This is a genomic window from Haloarchaeobius salinus (genome assembly GCF_024464185.1).
GTDB lineage: Archaea > Halobacteriota > Halobacteria > Halobacteriales > Natrialbaceae > Haloarchaeobius > Haloarchaeobius salinus.
In genome coordinates, this window is sequence record NZ_JANHAU010000001.1 from 1,040,885 (window position 1) to 1,062,878 (window position 21,994).

Annotated in this window: 30 protein-coding genes, 1 tRNA gene and 1 pseudogene; 22 read left to right on the plus strand and 10 right to left on the minus strand. The window is 68.0% G+C overall.

Features of this window, described 5'->3' with window-relative positions:
* Nucleotides 1-72 precede the first annotated feature (72 nt).
* Together NO345_RS05280 and NO345_RS05285 are read left to right on the plus strand one after the other, a co-directional pair.
* Nucleotides 73-2,337 carry an NADP-dependent malic enzyme gene (locus NO345_RS05280; RefSeq protein ID WP_256297126.1) on the plus strand — a complete coding sequence of 755 codons (2,265 nt, stop codon included), beginning with the start codon at nucleotides 73-75 and terminating at the stop codon, nucleotides 2,335-2,337.
* 71 nt (nucleotides 2,338-2,408) lie between these two features.
* Complete coding sequence (locus NO345_RS05285) at nucleotides 2,409-2,870, plus strand: hypothetical protein (protein WP_256297127.1); 462 nt, start codon at nucleotides 2,409-2,411, stop codon at nucleotides 2,868-2,870.
* Here the strand turns inward: NO345_RS05285 and NO345_RS05290 are convergent.
* The gene (locus NO345_RS05290; protein ID WP_256297128.1) at nucleotides 2,867-3,502 is read right to left on the minus strand and encodes a ribonuclease H family protein; all 636 of its coding nucleotides are present in this window, start codon (nucleotides 3,500-3,502) and stop codon (nucleotides 2,867-2,869) included. The two genes, NO345_RS05285 and NO345_RS05290, sit on opposite strands and share 4 nt — an antisense overlap.
* Before the next feature lie 123 nt (nucleotides 3,503-3,625).
* Here NO345_RS05290 and NO345_RS05295 point away from each other — a divergent pair, with 123 nt between their 5' ends.
* Nucleotides 3,626-4,543, plus strand: a complete 918-nt coding sequence (locus NO345_RS05295; protein WP_256297129.1) for a DMT family transporter — start codon at nucleotides 3,626-3,628, stop codon at nucleotides 4,541-4,543.
* Between the two features lies 1 nt (nucleotide 4,544).
* Here NO345_RS05295 and NO345_RS05300 read toward each other — a convergent pair whose 3' ends face one another.
* Together NO345_RS05300 and NO345_RS05305 are read right to left on the minus strand one after the other, a co-directional pair.
* On the minus strand, nucleotides 4,545-4,778 hold the full coding sequence (locus tag NO345_RS05300) for a DUF8028 family protein (RefSeq protein ID WP_256297131.1): 234 nt from the start codon (nucleotides 4,776-4,778) through the stop codon (nucleotides 4,545-4,547).
* A 74-nt stretch (nucleotides 4,779-4,852) separates the two neighbouring features.
* On the minus strand, nucleotides 4,853-6,460 hold the full coding sequence (locus NO345_RS05305) for a CARDB domain-containing protein (protein ID WP_256297133.1): 1,608 nt from the start codon (nucleotides 6,458-6,460) through the stop codon (nucleotides 4,853-4,855).
* Nucleotides 6,461-6,722: 262 nt separating this feature from the next.
* On the opposite strand from NO345_RS05305, the gene NO345_RS05310 reads away from it, so the two are divergent.
* Nucleotides 6,723-8,156: a hypothetical protein gene (locus NO345_RS05310; protein ID WP_256297135.1), complete on the plus strand. Its 1,434-nt coding sequence runs from the start codon at nucleotides 6,723-6,725 to the stop codon at nucleotides 8,154-8,156.
* A gap of 40 nt (nucleotides 8,157-8,196) precedes the next feature.
* On the opposite strand, the gene NO345_RS05315 is transcribed toward NO345_RS05310, so the two are convergent.
* From NO345_RS05315 to NO345_RS05340, 6 genes are all read right to left on the minus strand, one after another.
* Complete coding sequence (locus NO345_RS05315; RefSeq protein ID WP_256297137.1) at nucleotides 8,197-8,691, minus strand: double winged helix-containing putative transcriptional regulator; 495 nt, start codon at nucleotides 8,689-8,691, stop codon at nucleotides 8,197-8,199.
* Nucleotides 8,688-9,620, minus strand: coding sequence for a methenyltetrahydromethanopterin cyclohydrolase (gene mch, locus NO345_RS05320; RefSeq protein ID WP_256297139.1), 933 nt, complete (start codon nucleotides 9,618-9,620; stop codon nucleotides 8,688-8,690). Before mch ends, NO345_RS05315 begins: the two co-directional genes overlap by 4 nt.
* A gap of 33 nt (nucleotides 9,621-9,653) precedes the next feature.
* Nucleotides 9,654-9,995, minus strand: coding sequence for an MTH1187 family thiamine-binding protein (locus NO345_RS05325; RefSeq protein WP_256297141.1), 342 nt, complete (start codon nucleotides 9,993-9,995; stop codon nucleotides 9,654-9,656).
* Complete coding sequence (locus NO345_RS05330) at nucleotides 9,992-10,444, minus strand: universal stress protein (RefSeq protein WP_256297143.1); 453 nt, start codon at nucleotides 10,442-10,444, stop codon at nucleotides 9,992-9,994. Before NO345_RS05330 ends, NO345_RS05325 begins: the two co-directional genes overlap by 4 nt.
* A 61-nt stretch (nucleotides 10,445-10,505) precedes the next feature.
* Nucleotides 10,506-10,760, minus strand: coding sequence for a hypothetical protein (locus tag NO345_RS05335; RefSeq protein ID WP_256297145.1), 255 nt, complete (start codon nucleotides 10,758-10,760; stop codon nucleotides 10,506-10,508).
* A gap of 37 nt (nucleotides 10,761-10,797) precedes the next feature.
* Nucleotides 10,798-11,328, minus strand: coding sequence for a hypothetical protein (locus tag NO345_RS05340; RefSeq protein WP_256297148.1), 531 nt, complete (start codon nucleotides 11,326-11,328; stop codon nucleotides 10,798-10,800).
* A gap of 214 nt (nucleotides 11,329-11,542) precedes the next feature.
* Between NO345_RS05340 and NO345_RS05345 the strand changes: the two genes are divergently transcribed.
* Nucleotides 11,543-12,358, plus strand: a complete 816-nt coding sequence (locus NO345_RS05345) for an NAD-dependent epimerase/dehydratase family protein (RefSeq protein WP_256297149.1) — start codon at nucleotides 11,543-11,545, stop codon at nucleotides 12,356-12,358.
* Nucleotides 12,359-12,366: 8 nt separating this feature from the next.
* Nucleotides 12,367-12,939, plus strand: coding sequence for a hypothetical protein (locus NO345_RS05350; RefSeq protein ID WP_256297151.1), 573 nt, complete (start codon nucleotides 12,367-12,369; stop codon nucleotides 12,937-12,939).
* A 202-nt stretch (nucleotides 12,940-13,141) separates the two neighbouring features.
* On the opposite strand, the gene NO345_RS05355 is transcribed toward NO345_RS05350, so the two are convergent.
* Nucleotides 13,142-13,212: transfer RNA gene (locus tag NO345_RS05355), tRNA-Gly, on the minus strand.
* Between the two features lie 275 nt (nucleotides 13,213-13,487).
* Between NO345_RS05355 and NO345_RS05360 the strand changes: the two genes are divergently transcribed.
* From NO345_RS05360 to NO345_RS05435, 16 genes and pseudogenes are all read left to right on the plus strand, one after another.
* On the plus strand, nucleotides 13,488-14,342 hold the full coding sequence (locus tag NO345_RS05360; RefSeq protein WP_256297152.1) for a putative RNA uridine N3 methyltransferase: 855 nt from the start codon (nucleotides 13,488-13,490) through the stop codon (nucleotides 14,340-14,342).
* A gap of 4 nt (nucleotides 14,343-14,346) precedes the next feature.
* Nucleotides 14,347-15,366 carry a 50S ribosomal protein L3 gene (locus NO345_RS05365; protein WP_256297154.1) on the plus strand — a complete coding sequence of 340 codons (1,020 nt, stop codon included), beginning with the start codon at nucleotides 14,347-14,349 and terminating at the stop codon, nucleotides 15,364-15,366.
* A gap of 3 nt (nucleotides 15,367-15,369) precedes the next feature.
* Nucleotides 15,370-16,122, plus strand: a complete 753-nt coding sequence (gene rpl4p / locus NO345_RS05370) for a 50S ribosomal protein L4 (RefSeq protein ID WP_256297156.1) — start codon at nucleotides 15,370-15,372, stop codon at nucleotides 16,120-16,122.
* Nucleotides 16,119-16,373 (plus strand): 50S ribosomal protein L23, encoded by a 255-nt coding sequence (locus tag NO345_RS05375; protein ID WP_256297158.1) that lies wholly within the window; start codon nucleotides 16,119-16,121, stop codon nucleotides 16,371-16,373. Before rpl4p ends, NO345_RS05375 begins: the two co-directional genes overlap by 4 nt.
* Nucleotides 16,374-16,376: 3 nt before the next feature.
* Nucleotides 16,377-17,099 (plus strand): 50S ribosomal protein L2, encoded by a 723-nt coding sequence (locus tag NO345_RS05380; RefSeq protein ID WP_256297160.1) that lies wholly within the window; start codon nucleotides 16,377-16,379, stop codon nucleotides 17,097-17,099.
* Nucleotides 17,096-17,521, plus strand: a complete 426-nt coding sequence (locus NO345_RS05385) for a 30S ribosomal protein S19 (RefSeq protein WP_256297162.1) — start codon at nucleotides 17,096-17,098, stop codon at nucleotides 17,519-17,521. The genes NO345_RS05380 and NO345_RS05385 overlap by 4 nt, the downstream gene beginning before the upstream one ends.
* Nucleotides 17,522-17,531: 10 nt before the next feature.
* The gene (locus tag NO345_RS05390; RefSeq protein ID WP_256297164.1) at nucleotides 17,532-17,993 is read left to right on the plus strand and encodes a 50S ribosomal protein L22; all 462 of its coding nucleotides are present in this window, start codon (nucleotides 17,532-17,534) and stop codon (nucleotides 17,991-17,993) included.
* Nucleotides 17,993-18,913 carry a 30S ribosomal protein S3 gene (locus NO345_RS05395; RefSeq protein ID WP_256297166.1) on the plus strand — a complete coding sequence of 307 codons (921 nt, stop codon included), beginning with the start codon at nucleotides 17,993-17,995 and terminating at the stop codon, nucleotides 18,911-18,913. The genes NO345_RS05390 and NO345_RS05395 overlap by 1 nt, the downstream gene beginning before the upstream one ends.
* Nucleotides 18,914-18,916: 3 nt before the next feature.
* The gene (gene rpmC / locus NO345_RS05400; RefSeq protein WP_089735834.1) at nucleotides 18,917-19,132 is read left to right on the plus strand and encodes a 50S ribosomal protein L29; all 216 of its coding nucleotides are present in this window, start codon (nucleotides 18,917-18,919) and stop codon (nucleotides 19,130-19,132) included.
* Nucleotides 19,132-19,509, plus strand: coding sequence for a ribonuclease P protein component 1 (locus NO345_RS05405; protein ID WP_303646714.1), 378 nt, complete (start codon nucleotides 19,132-19,134; stop codon nucleotides 19,507-19,509). The genes rpmC and NO345_RS05405 overlap by 1 nt, the downstream gene beginning before the upstream one ends.
* Nucleotides 19,500-19,826 (plus strand): annotated as a pseudogene (locus NO345_RS05410) (30S ribosomal protein S17); the annotation flags it as partial. The gene NO345_RS05405 and the pseudogene NO345_RS05410, both read left to right, overlap by 10 nt.
* Nucleotides 19,827-19,849: 23 nt before the next feature.
* Nucleotides 19,850-20,248 carry a 50S ribosomal protein L14 gene (locus tag NO345_RS05415; protein ID WP_089735840.1) on the plus strand — a complete coding sequence of 133 codons (399 nt, stop codon included), beginning with the start codon at nucleotides 19,850-19,852 and terminating at the stop codon, nucleotides 20,246-20,248.
* Nucleotides 20,245-20,601 carry a 50S ribosomal protein L24 gene (gene rplX, locus NO345_RS05420; protein ID WP_256297175.1) on the plus strand — a complete coding sequence of 119 codons (357 nt, stop codon included), beginning with the start codon at nucleotides 20,245-20,247 and terminating at the stop codon, nucleotides 20,599-20,601. The genes NO345_RS05415 and rplX overlap by 4 nt, the downstream gene beginning before the upstream one ends.
* On the plus strand, nucleotides 20,598-21,302 hold the full coding sequence (locus tag NO345_RS05425; protein ID WP_256297176.1) for a 30S ribosomal protein S4e: 705 nt from the start codon (nucleotides 20,598-20,600) through the stop codon (nucleotides 21,300-21,302). The genes rplX and NO345_RS05425 overlap by 4 nt, the downstream gene beginning before the upstream one ends.
* Nucleotides 21,299-21,820: a 50S ribosomal protein L5 gene (locus NO345_RS05430; RefSeq protein WP_256297178.1), complete on the plus strand. Its 522-nt coding sequence runs from the start codon at nucleotides 21,299-21,301 to the stop codon at nucleotides 21,818-21,820. The genes NO345_RS05425 and NO345_RS05430 overlap by 4 nt, the downstream gene beginning before the upstream one ends.
* Nucleotides 21,817-21,993: a 30S ribosomal protein S14 gene (locus NO345_RS05435; protein WP_256297180.1), complete on the plus strand. Its 177-nt coding sequence runs from the start codon at nucleotides 21,817-21,819 to the stop codon at nucleotides 21,991-21,993. Before NO345_RS05430 ends, NO345_RS05435 begins: the two co-directional genes overlap by 4 nt.
* The last annotated feature ends 1 nt before the right edge of the window (nucleotide 21,994 follow it).

Genomic DNA, 21,994 nt, shown 5'->3' on the forward strand with positions numbered 1-21,994 from the left:
ACCCGCGGGGTTCGACGGCTGTCGAACAGTTTGTTCGATTAGCTTTTAGTCGTACCATGTGGTGGCATTCGTATGGGACTCGACGAGGATTCACTGGACTACCACGAGGCGGAACCACCCGGGAAACTGGAGATATCGACGACGAAGCCGACGAACACACAGCGCGACCTCTCGCTCGCGTACTCGCCGGGCGTCGCGGAGCCGTGCCGGCGCATCGCCGACGACCCCGACGACGCGTACAAGTACACGGCGAAGGGGAACCTCGTCGGCGTCGTCTCCAACGGCTCGGCCGTGCTGGGCCTCGGTGACATCGGCGCACAGGCGTCCAAACCGGTCATGGAGGGCAAGGGCGTGCTGTTCAAGCGCTTCGCCGACATCGACGTGTTCGACATCGAGCTCGACCAGGACGACCCCGAGAAGATCATCGAGGCCGTCAGCGCGATGGAGCCGACCTTCGGCGGCATCAACCTGGAGGACATCTCCGCGCCCGAGTGCTTCACCATCGAGGAGTCGCTCCGGGAGGAGATGGACATCCCCGTCTTCCACGACGACCAGCACGGCACCGCCATCATCTCCGGGGCCGCGCTGCTGAACGCCGCCGAGATCGCGGGGAAGGAGCTCGAAGACCTCGAGATCGTCTTCTCCGGCGCGGGAGCGTCCGCGCTCGCGACGGCGCGGTTCTACGTCTCCCTCGGCGCGAAGAAGGAGAACATCACGATGTGTGACTCCTCGGGCATCATCACGACCGCGCGCGCCGAGGCGGGCGACGTGAACGAGTACAAACGGGAGTTCGCCCGCGATATCGACGAGGGCGGCCTCGGCGACGCCATGGCGGGCTCGGACGTGTTCGTCGGCCTCTCCATCGGCGGGCTCGTCGACCAGGAGATGGTCCGGTCGATGGCGGACAACCCCATCGTCTTCGCGATGGCCAACCCCGACCCCGAGATCGGCTACGAGGCGGCCAAGGAGGCCCGCGACGACACCGTCATCATGGCGACCGGCCGCTCCGACTACCCGAACCAGGTGAACAACGTGCTCGGCTTCCCGTTCATCTTCCGGGGCGCGCTCGACGTACGCGCGACGGAGATCAACGAGGAGATGAAGGTCGCCGCGGCGCGCGCGCTCGCCGAGCTCTCGAAGCAGGACGTGCCCGACGCGGTCGTCAAGGCCTACGGCGACCAGCCCCTGCAGTTCGGTCCGGACTACATCATCCCGAAGCCGCTCGACCCGCGCGTGCTGTTCGAGGTCGCACCCGCCGTCGCGAAGGCCGCGATGGACTCCGGCTGTGCCCGACAGGAGCTCGACCTCGAGGCGTACGAGGAGCGCCTGGAGGCCCGCCTCGGCAAGTCACGCGAGATGATGCGCGTCGTGCTGAACAAGGCGAAGTCCGACCCCAAGCGCATCGCGCTGGCGGAGGGTGCCGACGAGAAGATGATCCGCGCGGCGTACCAGCTCGAGGAGCAGGGCATCGCCGAGCCCATCCTCATCGGCAACGACAAGCGCATCACGAAGACGACCGAGCGCCTCGGGCTCGACTTCGAGCCGACCATCGCGAACCCACGCGCCGACGACGAGCGCCACGAGGACTACGCGGAGCGGCTCTACCAGGTGCGAAAGCGGAAGGGCCTGACCAAGAGCGAGGCCGAGGACCTCATCCGGCGCGACACGAACTACTACGGCAGCGTGATGGTCGAGTGTGGCGACGCCGACGCGCTCCTGACTGGACTCACCCACCACTACCCCTCCGCGCTGCGCCCGCCGCTGCAGGTCATCGGCACCGCCGAGGACGCCGACTTCGCGGCCGGCGTCTACATGCTGACGTTCAAGAACCGCGTCATCTTCTGTGCCGACACGACGGTCAACCAGGACCCCGACGCGAAGGTGCTCGCGGAGGTCGCCGACCACACCGCAGAGCTCGCCCGCAGCTTCAACGTCGACCCGCGGGTCGCCATGCTCTCGTACTCCAACTTCGGGAGTGTCGACAACCCCGGGACGCGCAAGCCCCGCCGGGCCGCCGACATGCTCCGGAACGACGGCGACGTCGACTACCCCGTCGACGGCGAGATGCAGGCCGACACCGCCGTCGTCGAGGAGATCCTCGAGGGCACCTACGAGTTCACGGACCTCGAGGAGCCAGCCAACGTGCTCGTCTTCCCCAATCTGGAAGCCGGCAACATCGGCTACAAGCTCCTCCAGCGCCTCGGCGGCGCGGAGGCCATCGGCCCGATGCTCGTCGGCATGGACAAGCCGGTCCACGTGCTCCAGCGCGGTGACGAGGTGAAGGACATCGTGAACCTCGCCGGGGTGGCCGTGGTCGACGCCCAGCAGAACGAGTAGCCCCGCACAGTCACTCAAACAGCCGTTTGTGTTTTCTTCGGACTTTTGGGTGTTCAGGCGTACCCACCGGTATGGAGCGCCGTCAGTTCCTCGCGGTCGCCGGGTCGGTCGCCGCCGCCGGCTGTGCGAGCGTCACGCTTCGGAGCTCGTCGGGGGACGACGACGGTGACACGGACACGACACTCGGTGTCGACGACGCACCGGTGACGGACGCGACCGCCGGGGACGCGGCGTCGTCGCCGACGCCGGCGGCGGAGCTGGAGATCTTCTCGACCGCCTCGGGAACCGTCGACGCGGGGTTCCAGCTGCAGCTGTACGACAGTCTGCGGACGGTCCACGAGCGGACACGAGAACTGGAGTACGGCGAGCGGGCCTACCTCTCGGGACGGCTCGCCGAGGAGACGGACTACCTGTTCGACCTGAGCGTCGACGGGTCGCTGCTGGTCGAGCGACCGGTGTACGCCGGCGAGCGGGTCGTCCTCGAGATCACCGACCGGCACACGGTCAGGCTGGTCGAGCGACGCCTGCTCTAGTCCGAGGCGTTGCGATCCGCGCGGGACGGCGGCGGGTACTGCGGCCCGGTCGGCCGCGACGGCTCCACCGGTTCCGGGAGCACGCAGCGGTCCGGCTCCCGGTTGACGTGCGCGTAGCGCGACGGTTCGTTCGCCAGCGGGTGCGCCGGGTTCTGGTCGGAGTGGATGCGTGCGGCGCGCGCCTCGTCGAAGCCGGAGAGGCGGGCGCGGATGCCACGCCAGTGGTTCACGCTGGCGTCGGGCACGTCGAGGCGCTTCGTCGGCTCCCAGTCGGGGTGCCGGGCCGCGAGCAGCGCGTTGTTGACGTTCGCGGCGAGGTCGTCGTGGTCGAGGAGGATGCCCACGCGGGCCGTCCGCGGCGCACGGGCGGCGAGCACGTCGAGCCCGAGGTGGAGCGCGCGGTACTCCGCGACGTTGTTGTCGGGCGGCGCGTCGGACGACGCGACGCGTGCGACACGTGTGCCGTCGCGCGTCTCGATGACGGCACCCAGCCCGCCGGGACGGTCCGCTCTGTAGGAGCCGTCTGTGGCGACGTAGAAGTCCCGATGGTGCGTCTCGGGCGGGTGGGCGATGTGCGGCGTCGGCGACTCGTCGAACAGGTCCCGCAAGGCGGGTCGGCCGTGGGCGGCCATGAGTGACGTATAGACGACGGTTCGTATAAATCAACCGGCTATGTCAGATATCAACAGGCATGGATTGAGGCCGAATTACCCGGAGGGGAAAGCCCTGTTATCGTCGGTGCACTCACAGGTGACGTGTCCCGGTACCGCAACGTCGCGCTGTTCCTCCTCCTCGCAGCGGTGTGGGGGAGCGCGTTCATGGCCATCAAAGCAGGCGTCGAGTTCATCCCGCCGGTGCTGTTCGCCGCACTCCGCTACGACATCGCCGGCGTGCTGATGCTCGGTTACGTCGTCGTCGCCGTCGACGACTGGTACCCGACGACGCGGGCGGGCTGGACCGAGGTCGTCATCGGCGGCGTGTTCATGATCGCGGCCTACCACGCGCTGCTGTTCGTCGGGGAGACCGGTCCCGTCAGCAGCGCGGCCGCCGCCGTCCTCGTCGCACTCTCGCCGGTGCTGACGACCGCGTTCGCCCGCCTGCTGCTGCCGAACGAACCCGTGACCGCGTCGACCTGGCTCGGGATGTTCATCGCGCTCGTCGGCGTCGTCGTGCTGATGAACCCCGACCCGCAGCAGTTGCTGACGGACGCGGTCGTCTCGAAGTCGCTGGTCTTCGGTGCCGCGGCGGCGTTCGCGCTCGGGAGCGTCCTCACCCGGCGGGTCGACGGGGACCTGCCCATCGAGACGATGGAGGCGTGGTCGATGCTGCTCGGTGCGGCGCTGATGCACGTCGCCAGCGTCGCGATGCCGTCGGAGTCGTTCGCGATGGTCGAGTGGAACCTGACCGCCGTCCTCTCGCTGGCGTACCTCGCGGTCGCGGCGAGCGCGCTCGGCTTCCTCGTCTACTTCGACCTGCTCGACCGGCTCGGCCCCGTCGAGATCAACATGGTCTCGTACGTCGCGCCGGTGTTCGCCGCGGTGTCGGGCTGGCTGGTGCTCGACGAGGCCATCACGCTCTCCACCGTCGCCGGCTTCCTGGTCATCTTCGCGGGCTTCGTCGTGGTGAAACGACGGGCCGTCGCGCGGGAGTTCGCGCTGTTGAACTCGCGGTAGTTCAGGGCTCGTACCGTTTCCCGACGACGAGCGCGAGCGCGTTCCAGACGAGCAGCAGGAGGAACGCGACCGTCTTCGGCGTGCTGTCGAGCCCCCAGACGAGGAGTCCGAGGTTCACGATCGGGAGGGAGACGGCACTCCAGAAGCCGACCATCCGCACGGACCGGGGGACCGACCGCGCGACGGTGTCGATGGGGCGCTCGGGGAGGCGGCCGAGGAGGGACTGGGCCGACATCGTCGACCGAAGCTACCGGACGAGGCGACTTATAACCAGTAGAAGCTGTCTTCGTTCATACCGAACTCCTCCTGCTAAATACTGGCCGGGCAGCCCCGCGTCTCCAACGTCGTCGTCGGCCGGATCCGGGACTCGTTCACGGTCAGTCTGATGGAAGATTCCGCGGTGTCACGGCCCACAGAGACGGTCTGTACGTACTCGCCGGGGGGTAGGTCGGACGCCGACACGGTGAACTCGACACGGGTGGACTCGTTCGGGTCGAGGGCCACAGTCTCGGTCGCGACCACCGTCTCACCGATCCGATAGGTGGCGGTGTCGGACTCCCTGGCGTTGCCCTCGTTCGTCACCGTCGCCGCGACCGTGAACGTCTCGTTGCCCGCGGCGGTCGCCGGGGCGTCGAGTTCGGTCACCGTGTAGTCCGCCCCGACGACCGTGAGGTTCGTCCGGTCGGACAGGAACCGCTCCCGGGGCGTCTCCGGGGCGCGCGCGACCGCGGTCACCTCGCCCGGCACCTGGAACCGGATGCGGAGCTCGCCGTCCGCACCGGTCACGTACTCCGTCCCGAACAGCTCGACGGTCCCCGCCACCGGCTCGCCCGTCGTCGCCCGCGTGATGGCGAACGTCACGCGCTCGCCAGCGGGAACCTCTCTCTGACTCGCCGCGAGGTCGAGCCCGACGAGCCGCGGGCGCACCCGCAGGCTCGCCGCCCCATCGGTGAACCGCACCGCATCCGTCCGTGGTGCGGTTGCGGCCACGTCGTACGTCCCGCTGGCGTCGAGCGCGACCGGGACGGTCCCATCGGGACCGGTCCAGACGCTCCGGTTGGCGACCGTCACCGAGGCGTTCACCGGTTCGCCCGTGTCCGCCCGGGTGACCGTCGCCGTCACGGCATCGTCGACGCGCGTCCGGTTCGACGAGAGCCCCACGTCCAGTGCGACGGACCGGCGCTCGACCGAGATGGGGACCCGGACCGCGGTGAAGCGCTCCGTCTCCGTCCGCTCCTTCTCGACCCGGAGCTCGTAGCCGCCGGCGGTGTCGAACGACAGCGTCGCCACGCCCGACTCGTTCGTCCGGACGGTCCGGCCGTCGACGACGACCCGGCCGGTCACCGGCTCGCCGGTGTCGGCCCGCGTCACCGCCACCTGCAGCCCCTCCGCGGTGACCACGGTCGTCTCCGACGCCGACGCCGACAGCGAAACCGTGAACCGTCGGACACGGAGGGGCAGGCGCGCGACGGTGTTGTTGTCCGCCTCCGGTTCGACGACGCGTGCCGTGTAGTCACCCGGCGTCTCGAACCGGACCGTCGCGGTCCCGTTCCGGTCGGTCTCGACCGACTGGCCGTCGACCCGTACCGTCGCGTTGGCGACCGGTCTGTCACCCGCCACGACGGTGAACGCGATGGTCCCGCCGGGGTCGACGACGGTCCGGTCCGCCGACAGCGTGACCGCCTCGGGCTCCGGCTGCTCCTCGCCGTCGTAGTCGTAGAACGGGAACACCGGCCCGTCGGAGCTGTTGTCGTCGCCAAAGGGCGGCCCGGTCCCGAGCCCGCCGACCATCACGGCGAACGTCCCCAGCACGATGAGCACGAGGATGATGACCTGCGGGTCCCGGTGTGGCCGATAGCGTTCGTCCGTCCTGAGGGGCGACGACCCGGGGACTGAACGGGGTGCATCCGACGGCATCTGCTTCTCTGGAGATGGACGGGGGAGGGACTTAAGCCCGTCCGCCGTTCGGGGGTATGTCGAATGTGCACACGGAACGGTCGATGGGTCGGATTCTCGGCGACTGTTCGTCGTTCGCGTTCGACCGGGGTCCACTGGCTGTTCGTGGCCGAATGCGCCCCCAGAGAGGTGGAACTCTCGGGCTGGGCCTGACTGCACCCACGGCAGCTCCGACCGGACCGTCTGACGCAGATATTAAGCGCTGGCGGGCGAAACGGGGCGCATGGCTTTCGACACCGGCTGGGACCTCCCGGCGACCGTGGCCGTGGCGTTCGACCCGCCGGTCGAGGCGGCCGGGGTGGCCAGCGCGGACGCGTTCCGCGCCGCCTACGGGCCGTTCCTGCGCGGGGTCCTCGGGACGAACGTGGACCGCGAACTCGAGGAGGGCACGCTGACGGGGCTGGCGAACCGGCTCGGCGGCGTCGCCTGGCAGCCCTCCTACGCGCGGTTCGAACGGCCCGCGGACGCGGACGAACTCGCCGATCTCACACGTGTCATCCAGGCGTACGCCCGAGCGGGGGGTGCGATGCGGCCGACCCGGCGGCCCGGCTACTGGCGACACGAGGCGTCCCGCGAGCGGGCGGTCGACCTCACCGACGAGTGCGAGGCGTGCGAGGCGCGCGATCTGACCGTGACGACGGGGACGGCGACGTGCTACCGGCTCTGCGAGGAGCACCACCGCGAGGTGTATCGGGACTACGTCGTGGCGACCCGGCAGGAGCCCGACCCACCCGAGCACGAGGAGGCGTTCGACCTCGCGGACCGGCTTCGGGAGGAGGCGCTGCCGACGGACGCGGCGAGCCGGCTGGCCGAGATCGGTGCGCACGACCCCCACCGACTCCGGCCCGTCTCGGACGTGCTCGTCGACGCGTTCGAGGCCCAGCGCGGCGCACACATCGTCAGCGTAGACTTCCTGCGCGCGGTGACGACGGCACTGACGCACCTCGGGACCATCGACTCGACGGTCCGGCAGCATCTCGTCGCCGGACTGGGCGACGACGACGAGAGCATCCGCGGGGCGAGCGCGGCCGCCATCGCCGCCCTCGCGTGGGAGCGGCCCGAGGCGCTGCTCGACGTCGACGAGGAGAGCCTCGGTGGGTCGGCCGCCGAGCGCCGCCCACCAGTCGTCAGACGGCTCGGGTCGATGCTCGGCTCCGACACCGTGCGCTGTCGGACGCAGGCGCTCTCGGCGCTGCGGGAGTTCGCACGGACCGACCCGGAACAGGTCGACCCGTACGCCGGCTCCGTCCGCGCCGCCACCGAGGACGAGAACCCGCGCATCCGGTTCCTCGCGGGGGTCACGCTCGCCAACCTCGCGCTCGCGGAGCCGGAGCGCGGTGCAGACTGGATTCCGGAGTTCGCCCGGCTCGCCGACGAGGAGAGCCACGTCGCGGCCGCGGGTGTCGTCGGGCTGGGCTTCCTCGCCAAAGCAGGGCAGGACGTCGGCTACGAACTCGACGACCTCACCGCGCTCGTCCGCACCTTCGCCGACCCGACCCGGCGGCCCCACCGGGTCGTCCGCGAGGCCGTCTTCGCGCTCGGCCACCTCGGCGGTCCCGGCGATGCCGAGCACGTCGACTGGGTCGCGGACTGCGCGCGGACCGACGCGCTCCGCGATGCGTGCGAACGGGCGAAGGACGAGCTGTTCGTGACGTGAACGGCGGTGTCCGTGGCGTGCGGGCGCGTTCCCCTGCGGTTCAGTTCTCGGCAGCGACGTAGCCGCCATCGCGTTCCGCCGCGAGCCCGAGGAGGACGAGCCAGTCGAGTTCGTGTGCGACGGTCTCGGTCCAGACGTCGGTCCAGGTGTTCGGGTTCTTGTGGCGCTCCCACTCCGGGATGGTGTCGCGGACGCGCTCGAAGGTCGCGTCGACGGTGAGCGGCTCGTCGGCGTCGTGGAGCACGTCGAGGACCGCGTCGACGCCGAACACGCCGTCGCGGAACGCCTCGCGGAGGAACTCGGGGTCGGGGTCGCGCCGGACGCGGCTGTAGCCGGACTGGCCGCGCTCGACGAGGCCCAGCCCGCGGAGGAAGGTGAGCCAGGTGGCGGCCTCGTCGCGGGCGACGAGGTCGGTGCGGTCGAGGATGCGGGCACAGCAGTCGTCCTGGCTGTCGGGGACCAACGGGACCGCGCGCTGGGCCGTCTCGACGAAGGCGAGCGACTCGGGCGCGGCGGGGACGTGTTTGACCTTCACAGTCCGAACGAATCCGCGAGTATCTCCTCGTCCGTCTCGCCGTACACCGCGGTCGGGCCGCCGACCACGTCGACGGTGACCTGGGCCGGCGCGAACACGTCCTCGTCGACCTCGTAGAGGTCCCAGTCTACGTCGTCGAACACCTGCTCGAAGGGCCGGCCGTACTCCTCGCGCACCGAGGACGGGAGCTCGTCGAAGCGGTCGAACTCCTCCCGGACGGTGAGGTGGACCTGTCCGCCGTAGGCCAGCGCGTCGTTCGTCCGGGCCATCGCGGCCTCCTCCGAGCCGGCGACCGGTGCCACGGGCGCGGTGCCGGAGGCCGAGATCACGTCCCGCGGGTCGTAGCCGAGCTCGGAGAGCCGGAAGACGGCGAGTTCGGCGGCGCGGGCCGCGATACTGACGCTGCCGGCGAGGCTCGCGGTCCGGAAGCCGACGAGGAAGACGGACGATGGGTTCGTCTCGGTCATGTCGGCGACGTGCTCTGCGACGGCCTCGCCGGGGAGCGCGTCGGACTCGATCGTCAGGACGGTCAGGTCGAAGGCGTCGTGGTAGCCGATCTTCCGGAACACGTCCTCGGTGCCGACGAGGGCGCGGGCGGGGCCGCTGCCCAGGCCCTGGAAGTCCTCGACGCCGACCTCCCAGCCGGCCTTCTGCGAGCACAGCAGCGCGAGGTCCGGGTGGTCGGTCACGAGGTCGACGTACCGGTGGGGCGCACCGGCCACCTCGCCCATGCGCGTCTGCACCGTCGCCATGCCGGCGGTCTGCATCTCGGTGAGCAGCGTACCGGCCTCGATGCCGCCGTCGAAGTCGACGCCGAAGTCGAGCACCGTCGCCTCGTTCTCCAGTTCGTACGCACCGACGTCGAGTACCTCCGCGAAGTCGATGGCCTCGTCCACGAGCTCGATGGCCATCCGGTTGAGACTCTCCATGCACGGGGGTTGTGCGGCCCCGGCTAAAGGGTTTCAGTTCTCGCGACGACCGTCGTGCCGTCGGTCCTCGCCGGAGCGCGCCTCGCGTCCGAGGTGTTCCTCGACGGCGTCGACCTTCGCGTCGGCTGTCGTCTCCACGCGACGCTTGTCGTCGATCTTGAGGAACGTCGAGACGCGGTCGCCGTCGACCGCCTCGTGGGCGGCCTGCGCGGCGGCGAAGACGGTCGCGGCGTCGTCGGCCTCGATGGTCGTGCCCATCGGCGTCGTCTCGTAGGAGACGTCGAACTCCTCGAGCGCGGCGACGGCCTTCGCCACCGCCGCGGCCATGCTGTCCTCGACCACGGGCGCGACCGAGAGGAAGGCGACGGTCGTCATCGGTCGTCGGTGAGGTGGACGGTGACCATGCCGTCGAAGTTCAGCAGGAGGCGCTGGGTGAGGTCGCCGAACAGCGCCTTCCCGCTCGGGGAGCGTCGGCGACCGGAGAGGAACAGGTGGTCGCAGTCGTGCTCCTCGGCGACGTCGAGGACGGTCTCCTCCTCGTGGCCCACCGCGGCGATGACGTCGTACTCCACGTCGACGTCCGAGAGGGCGCGGCGGCCGACCTCCGCGGCGAGCCGTTTCGCCTCCGCCTCGGCCTCGTCGAGGGAGTAGCCGCCCGTCTTGCTCTCCAGCCGCGAGGACATCCGCTCGTCGTACTCCTCGTCGGGCATCACGTGCAGCAGTCGTAGCTCCGCTCCCGTGCCGGCCGCGACCACACCTGCCTCGTGGACCAGCTCTCGGGTCGTCTCTGACTTGTTCCGGATGACAACGAGTATTCGTTCCATAGCCGACCCGTTCACGAGGCAGTTTAAAAATGGTTGTCGGTGTCAGTCGACCACACCCACGTCAGTAGTACGCACACCCCTCGTCCGAGTCGAGGGACAGACGGAGGAGCCACTCCGCGCCCAACCCGACGGCCATCGCGCCGGCTACGACCGCGACGTAGTACACGACGACCGCCGCGACCACGTTCGCCGGGAGGATGAGCAGGCCCAACAGGGACGCCAGCGTCGCCAGCGCGAGCAGCGGGAACACGGGCCAGCGCAGCAGGACCGGGTCCCGCGCGAAGTTCCACGCGGACGACAGCCCGTTTCGTGTCATGGTCAATTCTGAATATATCGGACAGTAAGGATCGCCCTCAGAGCCGTCGCTCCACCACGCTGTACGTCGCCGTGAACGTCGTCGGTCCACGGACGACCTCGCCTGCCAGCTGGAACGCGTTCAGTGTCACGTCCGTCTCCGCGCCGTCGAGGACGACCGCCCAGATGCCGCCCTTCGGCTTCGTCCACTCGCCGTCGTGGGCCGACAGCAGCGCCTCGCCGAAGTAGCTCCCCAGCGCCAGCACCGTCTCCCCGTCGGGGTCGTGGGACGCCGCGAGGTCGTCGGCCGCCGCGAGCGAGTCGATGGACCCGTCGAGTTCGGGATGCTCGGCCGCCAGTGCCGCCGCCTGTTCGGCGAACGCGGCTGTCGGGTCGGGCTCGTTGTCCGTCGTCCCCTCGTCAGTCGCTTCGTCCGGTACTGCCTCGCCCGTCGTCGCCTGCGACTCCTGTGGACCCCCAGCGGGCACGTCCGTGTTCCCGGTCGGCCCCGCGTCGCCCGTTGCCGTCCCGTCCGATGTCTCCGTCCCACCCCGGTCGAGCAGTCCCGAGAGTCGTTCGATGAAACCCATCGCTTTGATTCGGCGGTTCGAGGGGTAAAAACTTGGACCACGGGGTGAATGTGTAACCAGGCGGTAGCGACGCTGTACCGCGATTCATTGGCGGATTGTGATGTCTGTAACGTGCTCGCGACTGGCCGTGACGAACCGCCGCTCGTCCCGGCACCTGAAGACCGTCACGGTCAACGACCCCACAATTAATACCACCCCCGACTTGGGCACGCACATGGACGAGGTTCTCGTGACCGGTGCGTTCGGCCGCGTCGGAACTGCGCTCATCGAGCACCTGTCGGACCGGTACTCGTTCGACTACCTCGACCGTGTCGAGAGTGCGGACCACAGTTCGATCACGGCTGATATCGCGGCGTTGAACGACATCCAGCCGGCGTTCAACGGTCAGGACGGGGTGGTCCACCTCGCAGCGGACCCCTCCACTGAGGCGAGCTGGGACTCGACGCTTCGGAACAACATCGTCGGGACCTACAACTGTCTCGAGGCCGCCAGACAGGCCGAGGTGGAGAGCGTCGTCTTCGCCTCGTCGAACCACGTCGTGGGGCAGTACGAGACCGAGTTGGCCCCGGAACTGTACCAGAAGGGCCACGGTGTCGTGCTCGACCATCGGACTCCCCCTCGGCCCGATTCGTTCTACGGGACCTCGAAACTGTTCGGCGAGGGACTAGGCCGACAGTACGTCGAGAACTTCGATTACCCGAAACGGTTCTACGTGCTGCGCATCGCGAGCGTTCGGTCTCCCGAGTACGATCACCCGTACGGCGACGCCGAACGTGGCGTCGCGGCCGGCGAGTTCGACCGTGGGAGTGCTGCCTACCGACGGGCCGTCGAACGGATGAAGGCGACCTGGCACTCCCGGAGAGACCTCGCACACCTCGTCGACTGCTGTCTGTCCGACGAGTCGGTGACGTTCGACGTGTTCTACGGCGTGAGCGACAACGCGACACGCTGGTTCGACCTGGAACACGCTCGCTCCGTCGTTGGGTATCGCCCCGAAGACCAGGCCGACGAGTGGAACGACCCCCCGTGAGTTGATTCATGTCGTCACCACCTGATATCTCCTCGGACGACGACCGTGACGCGCTCCAGGACGTCTACGAGCAGTACTGGTGGCACGCCCGCCACGTTGAGAACCAGGTCTGGTCGTACACACGGATGTGGGCACTCGTCCTCACGGGCATCTTCACCATCGTCGGGACCGACCTTCCGGACGACGCGAAGGGAGCGGCGGCCCTGTTCGGCGCGTTGCTCTCCCTGCTCGGGTTCTTCGTGGTGTACTCGCTGCGGGTCCCGTTTCTCGCGTTCGCACTCCGGACCGAAGTGCTCGCGATCAATGAGTTTGGCCTCGACCCGGGGTACCGACGGTTCTTCGAGAGCGGACTTGACTTCCGTGACGACAAGGGGATCGACATCCCGGAGATACTGATGCTGGTCTACGGGACCGTCGCCTCCGGAATGCTCTTCGTTGCCACCTACATCTGGCTGGGGTTCTGGCCCGCACTGCCCACGGCGTTCGCCGTCGTAGTGGTGCTGCTGCTGCTCTACCTGACCCGCGTGCGGCCGAAGCTCACCGAGGAGAAGCGGAAGGCGTACGACCAGTTCAAGGAGTGATACCGGCTTCATCCGTTCAGCCGACGAGAGGATTCGGCATCTTCGACAGGGCTCGCTTCGCTGTGCGGGCTGTGGCTCGTCGGGGGCCAACCCCTGCGGAGTCCTCGCTGCGCTCCTCGTCGTTGATCACGGAGAAGTGCGCTGACGGGGATTGCTACGCGAACAGCTCCTCGCTTCGCTCGTCGCGTAGTTCGTATAGAAGTGCGCTGGCTGGGATTTGAACCCAGGTTGTGACCATGGCAAGGTCACGTGATACCACTACACTACCAGCGCCCGTTCGCATTCTCAACAACTGCAGGAATAAATAAAAGGCTTCCGAATCGGTCGGCCTTCGCCACGGAGAACCACACGACGGCAGTAGGGTAAGAGTACTACTCTTTCGCCCGCACGCGTGGCCCGGCGCAATCCGTCGCGCTTCGTGTCAACGCGAAACACCCACATCCGGGCGTGTGGGGCCGTCACAACCGGAAACACAATCCGGCACCCTTTTAACCGTTTGTAGAATAACATCGGCACAGTCTAGTGACGAGGCGTCGAAGCGTCACGGCATGACAGTCAGCGTGCTCGTGCCGTCGTCCCTCGTCCGGGAAGCCGAGGACAAACGCGAGGCAACTCGCAAACTCGGTTACGTCGCCCGCGCGGCGACGGTGTTCCGGGCGGACCGACTCGTCGTCTTCGACGACGAAGACGGCGAACGGCGATGGGGCGGCGGGTTCGTAAGTACGGTACTCGCTTACGCGGCGACGCCCCCCTACCTTCGAAAGGAGGCGTGGGGGCAGCGAGGCGAACTGGAGTACGCGGGCATCCTGCCCCCGCTCCGCGCCACGTCACAGACCGGCTCCGAATCGAACGGTTCGGGGTCGTTAAGACAGGGAATCGTGACCGAGGTCGGACCTGACAGGCGCGTCCGGGTCAATTGCGGCTTGCAACACCCGATCTCCCTCGTGACGCCCCCAGAAATGGGCGAACTCACGGAGGGGGAGCGCGTGACCGTCAGGGTCTCTTCGCGACGTCCGGTCCGTGCGAGGCTGGTCGACGACCCCCTTCCGGGGCTGTCAGTCGAACGCATGGACCTGCAGGCGGCGCTCGGCCGTGAGGACGCCGGGTTCCGTATCGCGACCTCGCGCCACGGTGAACCGCTCACCGTGGGGCGACTCGCGAGCCTGGCCGGACGGGTCGAGGCTGATGGGGCGACCATCGCCTTCGGCGCGCCCGAGAGAGGGCTGCCTGCGATACTCGGATTCCCCGAGGCCGATGTACCGGCCGGCGGGGACGAGGACGCCACCGAACCCATCGGCGGGTTCGACCTTTGGCTCAACTCGATTCCGAACCAGGGCAGTGAGGTCGTTCGCACCGAAGAAGCGGTGTTCGCGACGCTCGGACTGCTCACGCTCACAGAGTGATACGATGCCACAACCAAGCAGACCACGCAAAGGTTCGCTCGGGTTCGGCCCGCGAAAGCGCGCCTCTTCGGAGGTTCCGCGCTTCTCGAGCTGGCCGGACGACGACGGACAGCCGACGCTGCAGGGATTCGCCGGCTACAAGGCCGGTATGACCCACGTGGTGATGATCAACGACGAGTCCAACTCCCCCCGCGAAGGGATGGAGGAGACCGTCCCAGTCACCATCGTGGAGACACCGCCCATGCGGGCGGTTGCCCTGCGAGCGTACGAGGACACGCCGTACGGAAAGCGTCCGCTCACGGAGGTCTGGACCGACGAGTTCCACGACGAACTCGACCGCGTCCTGGACCTGCCGGAGGACGCCGACGACAACACCGACGAGCTCCACGAGGCGCTCGAAGCCGGCGACGTCGACGAGGTCCGGGCCATCACGCACACGGTCCCCTCCGACGTCTCCGGCGTGCCGAAGAAGAAGCCCGACGTGATGGAGACCCGCATCGGCGGGGGCTCCGTCCAGGACCGGGTCGACTTCGGCCTCGAACTCGTCGAGGACGGCGGCGTCCACGAGATGAACGACACCTTCCGCGCCGGTGAGTACACCGACGTCTCCGGCGTCACGAAGGGCAAGGGCACCCAGGGCCCCGTCAAGCGCTGGGGCGTCCAGAAACGCAAGGGCAAGCACGCCCGCCAGGGATGGCGACGGCGCATCGGTAACCTCGGCCCGTGGAACCCGAGCCGCGTTCGCTCGACGGTTCCCCAGCAGGGTCAGACCGGCTACCACCAGCGCACGGAGCTCAACAAGCGCCTCATCGACATCGGCGACGCGGAGGATGTCGACGACGTGAACGTCGACGGCGGCTTCGTCAACTACGGCGAAGTCAGCGGTCCGTTCACGCTCGTGAAGGGCTCGCTCCCGGGTCCGGACCAGCGTCTGCTGCGCTTCCGCCCGGCCATCCGACCGAACGACCAGCCGCGCCTCGACCCCGAGGTACGGTTCGTCTCCACAGCATCGAACCAGGGATAACCCATGCAGGCAACCATCTACGACCTGGACGGCGAGGAGACAGGCACGCTCGACCTACCGGAGGTCTTCGAGAGCCGGTACCGACCGGACCTCATCCGACGTGCCGTCCGCGCCGCACAGGCCAACCGGAAACAGGAGTACGGTGCCGACGAGTACGCCGGCATGCGTACCTCCGCTGAATCGTTCGGCTCCGGCCGCGGCATGGCACACGTGCCGCGGTCGAACGGTCAGGGTGCCCGCGTCCCCCAGGCGGTCGGGGGTCGCAAGGCACACCCGCCGAAGGCCGAGAAGAAGCAGGGCGAGGACGTCAACACCAAGGAGCGCAAGCAGGCGTTCCGCAGTGCACTCGCCGCGACCGTCGACGCGGAGCGCGTCGCCGAGCGCGGGCACGAGTTCGACGAGGACCTCGCGCTGCCCGTCGTCGTCTCCGACGACTTCGAGGAGCTGCTGAAGACCAAGGAGGTCGTCAGCTTCCTCGAGGGGCTCGGAGCCCACGACGACGTCGAGCGCGCCGACGAGGGGCGCTCCATCCGCGCCGGCCGTGGGACCACCCGTGGCCGCAAGTACAAGCAGCCGAAGTCGCTGCTCTTCGTCACCTCCAGCGAGGCCGGCCCGTCGAAGGCCGCACGCAACCTCGCGGGTGTCGACGTGGCGACCGCGTCGAACGTCAACGTCGAGGACCTCGCGCCCGGCGCGCACCCGGGCCGACTGACCGTGTTCACCGAGTCCGCCGTCGCGGAGGTGGCCGACCGATGAGCTCGATCATCCAGTTCCCCCTCGTGACGGAGAAGGCGATGAACGACATGGACTTCGAGAACAAGCTCCAGTTCGTCGTCGACATGGACGCGACCAAGCCCGAGATCCGCGACGCCGTCGAGGAGCGCTTCGACGTCGGCGTGGAGAAGATCAACACGCAGAACACGATGAACGGCACCAAGAAGGCCGTCGTCCGCCTCTCCGAGGACGACGACGCCCAGGAAGTCGCCTCGCGAATCGGGGTGTTCTGACACATGGGACGCAGAATCCAGGGTCAGCGCCGAGGCCGCGGTGGGCCGACGTTCCGTGCCCCCAGCCACCGGTACAAGGCTGACCTCCAGCACAAACAGACGGAGGATTCGGACGTCGTCAGCGGCACCGTCGTCGACATCGAGCACGACCCCGCCCGGTCCGCACCGGTCGTGGCGGTCGAGTTCGAGGACGGCGACCGACGCCTCGTGCTCGCGCCCGAGGGCGTCGCCGTCGGCGACGAACTGCAGGTCGGCGTCTCCGCCGAGATCGCACCCGGCAACACGCTCCCGCTCGCCGAGATCCCCGAGGGGGTCCCGGTGTGCAACATCGAGCGCCAGCCCGGTGACGGCGGCAAGTTCGCCCGCGCGTCGGGCACCAGCGCCGACCTCGTCACGCACGACCGCAAAGCGACGGTCGTCCAGCTGCCCAGCGGCGAGATGAAGCGCCTCGACCCGCAGTGCCGCGCCACCATCGGCGTGGTCGCCGGCGGCGGGCGCACGGAGAAGCCGTTCGTGAAGGCAGGCAAGAAGTACCACAAGATGAAAGCGCGCGGCACCAAGTGGCCGAACGTCCGCGGCGTGGCGATGAACGCCGTCGACCACCCGTTCGGTGGCGGTGGCCGCCAGCACCCCGGCCGACCGAAGTCCGTCTCGCGGGACGCCCCGCCGGGACGCAAGGTCGGTGACATCGCCTCCCGGAAGACCGGTCGAGGTGGCAAAGAATGAGTTCCGAGTACAGAACCGGCCGCGAGGACGAGGAGTTCGCCTACCGCGGTCACACGCTCGACGAGTTGCAGGAGATGAGCATCGAGGAAGTCGCGGAACTGCTCCCCGCTCGCCAGCGGCGAAGCATCGAGCGCGGTCTCTCCGTGGAGAAGGAGAAGCTCCTCGAGAAGGCCCGCGAGAGGACCGAGGAGGAGACGGCCAACGACCCGATCCGGACGCACCTGCGCGACGTGCCGGTGCTCCCGGAGTTCGTCGGGCTGACGTTCGCCGTCTACACCGGCCAGGAGTTCAAGCGCGTCAGGGTAGAGCCCGAGATGATCGGCCACTACCTCGGCGAGTTCCAGCTCACACGCTCGTCCGTCGAGCACGGACAGGCCGGTATCGGCGCGACACGCTCCTCGAAGTTCGTGCCACTGAAGTGAGGTGAACTGAATGGGAATCAACTACAGCGTCGACGCGGACCCGGACACGACGGCCAAGGCCATGCTCCGGGAGCGTCACATGAGCCACAAGCACAGCAAGGCCGTCGCTCGCGCCATCAAGGGCGAGACCGTCGGCGACGCCCGGGAGTATCTCGAGGCGGTCGTCGAGGGCGAGCGTTCGGTCCCGTTCAAACAGCACAACAGCGGCGTCGGCCACCGCAGCGACATCGACGGCTGGGACGCGGGTCGCTACCCGGAGAAGGTCTCCAAGGCCTTCATCGACCTGCTCGACAACGTCGTGAACAACGCGGACCAGCAGGGCTTCGACGGCGAGACGATGGAGATCGTCCACGTCGCCGCCCACAAGGTCGGGGAGTCCCCCGGCCGCAAGCCCCGCGCGATGGGGCGCGCCTCGGCGTGGAACACGCCGCAGGTCGACGTCGAACTCATCGTCGAGGAGGTCGAGAACTAATGGCAGACGAACACCAGTTCATCGAAGACGGACTGCAGAAGTCCCAGATCGACGAGTTCTTCGCAGAGGAACTCGGCCGTGCCGGCTACGGCGGCATGGAGGTCGCCAAGACCCCGATGGGCACGCAGATCGTGCTCAAGGCCGAGAAGCCCGGCATGGTCATCGGCAAGGGCGGCGAGAACATCCGGAAGGTAACCACCACGCTCGAGGAGCGCTTCGACCTGGACGACCCGCAGATCGACGTGCAGGAGGTCGACGAACCCGACCTCAACGCACGCATCGTCGCGGACCGCCTCGCGAACGCACTCGAACGCGGCTGGTACTTCCGCAAGGCCGGCCACACCACGCTCGAACGGATCATGGACTCCGGCGCACTCGGTGCCGAGATCGTCCTCTCGGGCAAGGTCACGGGCGCTCGCTCGCGCGTCGAGAAGTTCAACGACGGCTACATCAAGCACAACGGCGAGCCCGCCGAGACCATCGTCGACGAGGGTCAGGGCGTCGCCGTGATGAAGCTCGGCACCATCGGCGTGACGGTGAAGATCATCCCGCCGGAGGCCGAGCTGCCGGACGACTTCGAGATCTACGACGACGCGGACGTCGAGGAGCTCGCACCGGAGGCCGTCGAGGCCAACGAGTCCGTCGAGGAGCTGCTCGAGGAGCCCGAGGAGGGCGAGCTCGAGGAGCTGCAGGCGGAGGCCGCCGAGTCCGACTCCGAGGACGAGACCAGCGAGGTCGAGGAGGAGGTCGTCGAGGAGGTCGTCGAGGAGACGCCCGAGGAGTTCGACGACGAGGAGGTCGAGGTCCCCAGCGACGACGACGTCGCCGAGGAGCTCGACGAGCTCGACGAGGCCGTCGAGGAAGAGGCCGCCGCGATGGTCGAGGAGATGGACGCCGCGGACGACGAGGAGGTGGAGTAATCCATGGCGATCCTTCGACCCAGCGAGATCCGAGACCTCACCGCGCGGGAGCGCGAGGAAGAGCTCGACGAACTCGAGACGGAACTGCTGAACGCGAAGGCCGTGCAGGCCGCCGGTGGTGCCCCGGAGAACCCGGGCCGCATCGGTGAGCTCCGCAAGACCATCGCGCGCATCAAGACGATCCAGCAGGAAGAAGGCGACTTCGAGGACGACGAATAATGGCGCTGACACCCGAGACACTGCCCCGGCACGAACTCAACGGCCACTGGGTGACCGTGGTCGACGCGGCGAACCCCGACCTCGTCGGGATAGCCGGGCGTGTCGTCGTCGAGACGACGAACACGCTCCACGTCGACCCGGCCCCGGCCGGTTCGGCCGAGGGAGACACTCGGGTGCGCCAGGTGCCAAAGCGCGGGACGACGTTCGAGTTCCGGCTCACAGATGAAACCGCCGACCCCGCGAAGGGGTCGGGGACTGCGTGCGAACCGGACCACCCTGCCGGCGAGGACGCGGCCCACGTTACGGTGGATGGAGCCAGACTGCTCTCACGACCCGCACTGCGCACCGAAACAACAGGTGATTCGAAATGGCGATAGGACTTGACGTAACAGAACCTCCGGAACCCGAAGACCCGGAGACATACGACTACGAGAAGTGTCCGTTCTACGGCGATCTCTCCGTTCGAGGGCAGACCCTCGAGGGCGAGGTCGTCTCGACGGACATGGCAAAGACCGTGGTCGTCGAGCGGGAGTACGACGTTCACGTACCGAAATACGACCGGTACATGAAGCGTCGGTCGCGCGTCCCGGCACACGTGCCGGGCGTGCTCGAGCCCGAAGTCGGCGACACGGTCCGAATAGCAGAGTGCCGACCACTGTCGAAGACGAAATCGCACGTGGTCGTCGAGATAACCGATTCCGAAGGAGGTGACGCCTGATGGAGGCACTGAAGGCCGACGTCACGCAGGGCCTCGAGAAGGGGTCGCTGATTCACTGTTCCGACAACAGCGGTGCACGACAGCTGAAGATCATCTCGGTCTCCGGCTACCACGGCACCAAGAACCGGCACCCCAAGGCTGGCATCGGCGACAAGGTGACCGTCTCGGTGACCAAGGGGACGCCCGAAGAGCGTCGCCAGGTCAAGGAGGCAGTCATCATCCGCCAGCGCAAGCCCATCCGCCGTCCCGACGGCACGCGCGTGAAGTTCGAGGACAACGCGGCCGTCCTCGTCAACGAGAACGAGGAACCGCAGGGCTCCGAGATCAAGGGCCCCATCGCGCGTGAGGTCGCAGAGCGCTTCGGAAGCGTCGCATCCACGGCTACGATGATAGTATGACACGACAACCACGCAAACAGCGCAACCAGAGCGAGCACGCGCCCCTGCACCAGAAGGGCAAGCAGCTCAACGCGACGCTGGCCGAGGACCTCCGCGAGGAGTACGGAAAGCGTCGTGCCCGCATCAACGCGGGCGACACGGTCGAGGTCATGCGCGGCGACTTCGCGGGCGACGAGGGCGAGGTCCTCGACGTCGACGTGAAGTCCGGCACGATCTCCGTCGAGGAGGTCACGCTGGAGACGGCCGACGGCGAGGAAGTGCCCCGCCGTCTCGAGCCGTCCAACGTCCGCATCACGGAGCTGGACCTCGAGGACGAGGTGCGAGAGGCGCGGCTGGAAGGTGATGACGAATGACCAAGCACCAGAAGCGACTCTCCGTTCCGAACTCCTGGCCGGTCGAGCGAAAGACGAACACGTTCACGGTGAAGGCCGACTCCGGCCCGCACGGCGAGGCCGGCGTCCCGCTGGTCATCCTCCTGCGGGACGTCCTCGGCTACGTGGACTCGAAGAAGGAGGCCCGCTACGCCCTCAACCAGGACACCGTCCTGGTCAACGGCGTCGCGGTCTCCGACGAACAGCGCCCCATCGGCATGTTCGACATCGTGGCGTTCACCGAGCGTGACGAGTACTACCGTGTCTTCCCCGACGAGGGTGGTCGGCTCTCGCTGACCCCCATCGACGAGGCCGACGCGGGCTCGAAGCTGGGCAAGATCGTCGGCAAGCGCCAGGTCACTGGCGGCGACACGCAGCTCACGCTGCACGACGGGCAGACGCTCCAGCTCGAGGACGCATCCGAGTACGGCGGGAACGACTCGCTCGTCGTCTCCAACGAGGGGACCGAGGTCGTCGCGCACTTCCCGTACGAGGAGGGCGCGCTCGTCACGGCCGTCGCCGGCAGCCACGCCGGCGAGGTCGGCGAGGTCGAGCAGATCGACGTCACGCCCGGTTCGGGCTCGAACACCGTCTCCGTCACGCAGGACGACGGCGGCTTCGAGACCATCGAGGAGTACGTCGTCGTCATCGACGAGAACTTCGTCGGAGGTGAGGACGAATGAGCGAGTCCGCCGAGTTCCACGAGATGCGCGAGCCCACCATCGAGAAGGTCGTCGTCCACATGGGCGTCGGCGAGGGTGGCCGCGAACTCGCGAACGCGGAGGACATCATCGAGGCGGTCACGGGTCAGGAGTCCGTCCGGACCCAGGCCAAGTCGACGATGCCGGACTTCGGCATCCGTCAGGGCGACCCCATCGGCACGAAGGTGACGCTCCGTGGCGACGCCGCCCACGAGTTCCTCGAGATCGCGCTCGCGCTCGCAGACGTTGCCGCGACGCAGTTCGACGAGACCGGCAACTTCAGCTTCGGCATCGAGGAGCACACCGACTTCCCGTCGCAGGAGTACGACCCGAACGTCGGGATCTTCGGGCTGGACGTCACGGTCAACCTCGTCCGCCCGGGCTACCGCGTCGCCAAGCGCGACAAGCGGTCCCAGCAGATCCCGTCGAACCACCGCCTCGACGCCGACGACGCGATCGCCTTCGTCGAGGCCAACTTCGACGTCGAGGTGACACGATGAGCGAAAGCGAAGAACTAGACACCGGCGAGCACGCCGCAAAGCGGACCGGTCAGATGGAGGAGTGCCAGCGCTGTGGCCGCAAGCAGGGCCTCGTTGGCAAGTACGACATCTGGCTGTGCCGGCAGTGCTTCCGAGAGATCGCCCGCGACATGGGCTTCAAGAAGTACCGATAAC

Bases quoted from the DNA above. Each gene is read 5' to 3' on its own strand.
- NO345_RS05280 (WP_256297126.1), top strand. From the start codon at position 73: ATGGGACTCGACGAGGATTCACTGGACTACCACGAGGCGGAACCACCC.
- NO345_RS05285 (WP_256297127.1), top strand. From the start codon at position 2,409: ATGGAGCGCCGTCAGTTCCTCGCGGTCGCCGGGTCGGTCGCCGCCGCC.
- NO345_RS05290 (WP_256297128.1), bottom strand. From the start codon at position 3,502: ATGGCCGCCCACGGCCGACCCGCCTTGCGGGACCTGTTCGACGAGTCG.
- NO345_RS05300 (WP_256297131.1), bottom strand. From the start codon at position 4,778: ATGTCGGCCCAGTCCCTCCTCGGCCGCCTCCCCGAGCGCCCCATCGAC.
- NO345_RS05305 (WP_256297133.1), bottom strand. From the start codon at position 6,460: ATGCCGTCGGATGCACCCCGTTCAGTCCCCGGGTCGTCGCCCCTCAGG.
- NO345_RS05310 (WP_256297135.1), top strand. From the start codon at position 6,723: ATGGCTTTCGACACCGGCTGGGACCTCCCGGCGACCGTGGCCGTGGCG.
- mch (WP_256297139.1), bottom strand. From the start codon at position 9,620: ATGGAGAGTCTCAACCGGATGGCCATCGAGCTCGTGGACGAGGCCATC.
- NO345_RS05325 (WP_256297141.1), bottom strand. From the start codon at position 9,995: ATGACGACCGTCGCCTTCCTCTCGGTCGCGCCCGTGGTCGAGGACAGC.
- NO345_RS05330 (WP_256297143.1), bottom strand. From the start codon at position 10,444: ATGGAACGAATACTCGTTGTCATCCGGAACAAGTCAGAGACGACCCGA.
- NO345_RS05335 (WP_256297145.1), bottom strand. From the start codon at position 10,760: ATGACACGAAACGGGCTGTCGTCCGCGTGGAACTTCGCGCGGGACCCG.
- NO345_RS05340 (WP_256297148.1), bottom strand. From the start codon at position 11,328: ATGGGTTTCATCGAACGACTCTCGGGACTGCTCGACCGGGGTGGGACG.
- NO345_RS05345 (WP_256297149.1), top strand. From the start codon at position 11,543: ATGGACGAGGTTCTCGTGACCGGTGCGTTCGGCCGCGTCGGAACTGCG.
- NO345_RS05350 (WP_256297151.1), top strand. From the start codon at position 12,367: ATGTCGTCACCACCTGATATCTCCTCGGACGACGACCGTGACGCGCTC.
- NO345_RS05360 (WP_256297152.1), top strand. From the start codon at position 13,488: ATGACAGTCAGCGTGCTCGTGCCGTCGTCCCTCGTCCGGGAAGCCGAG.
- NO345_RS05365 (WP_256297154.1), top strand. From the start codon at position 14,347: ATGCCACAACCAAGCAGACCACGCAAAGGTTCGCTCGGGTTCGGCCCG.
- rpl4p (WP_256297156.1), top strand. From the start codon at position 15,370: ATGCAGGCAACCATCTACGACCTGGACGGCGAGGAGACAGGCACGCTC.
- NO345_RS05375 (WP_256297158.1), top strand. From the start codon at position 16,119: ATGAGCTCGATCATCCAGTTCCCCCTCGTGACGGAGAAGGCGATGAAC.
- NO345_RS05380 (WP_256297160.1), top strand. From the start codon at position 16,377: ATGGGACGCAGAATCCAGGGTCAGCGCCGAGGCCGCGGTGGGCCGACG.
- NO345_RS05385 (WP_256297162.1), top strand. From the start codon at position 17,096: ATGAGTTCCGAGTACAGAACCGGCCGCGAGGACGAGGAGTTCGCCTAC.
- NO345_RS05390 (WP_256297164.1), top strand. From the start codon at position 17,532: ATGGGAATCAACTACAGCGTCGACGCGGACCCGGACACGACGGCCAAG.
- NO345_RS05395 (WP_256297166.1), top strand. From the start codon at position 17,993: ATGGCAGACGAACACCAGTTCATCGAAGACGGACTGCAGAAGTCCCAG.
- rpmC (WP_089735834.1), top strand. From the start codon at position 18,917: ATGGCGATCCTTCGACCCAGCGAGATCCGAGACCTCACCGCGCGGGAG.
- NO345_RS05405 (WP_303646714.1), top strand. From the start codon at position 19,132: ATGGCGCTGACACCCGAGACACTGCCCCGGCACGAACTCAACGGCCAC.
- NO345_RS05415 (WP_089735840.1), top strand. From the start codon at position 19,850: ATGGAGGCACTGAAGGCCGACGTCACGCAGGGCCTCGAGAAGGGGTCG.
- rplX (WP_256297175.1), top strand. From the start codon at position 20,245: ATGACACGACAACCACGCAAACAGCGCAACCAGAGCGAGCACGCGCCC.
- NO345_RS05425 (WP_256297176.1), top strand. From the start codon at position 20,598: ATGACCAAGCACCAGAAGCGACTCTCCGTTCCGAACTCCTGGCCGGTC.
- NO345_RS05430 (WP_256297178.1), top strand. From the start codon at position 21,299: ATGAGCGAGTCCGCCGAGTTCCACGAGATGCGCGAGCCCACCATCGAG.
- NO345_RS05435 (WP_256297180.1), top strand. From the start codon at position 21,817: ATGAGCGAAAGCGAAGAACTAGACACCGGCGAGCACGCCGCAAAGCGG.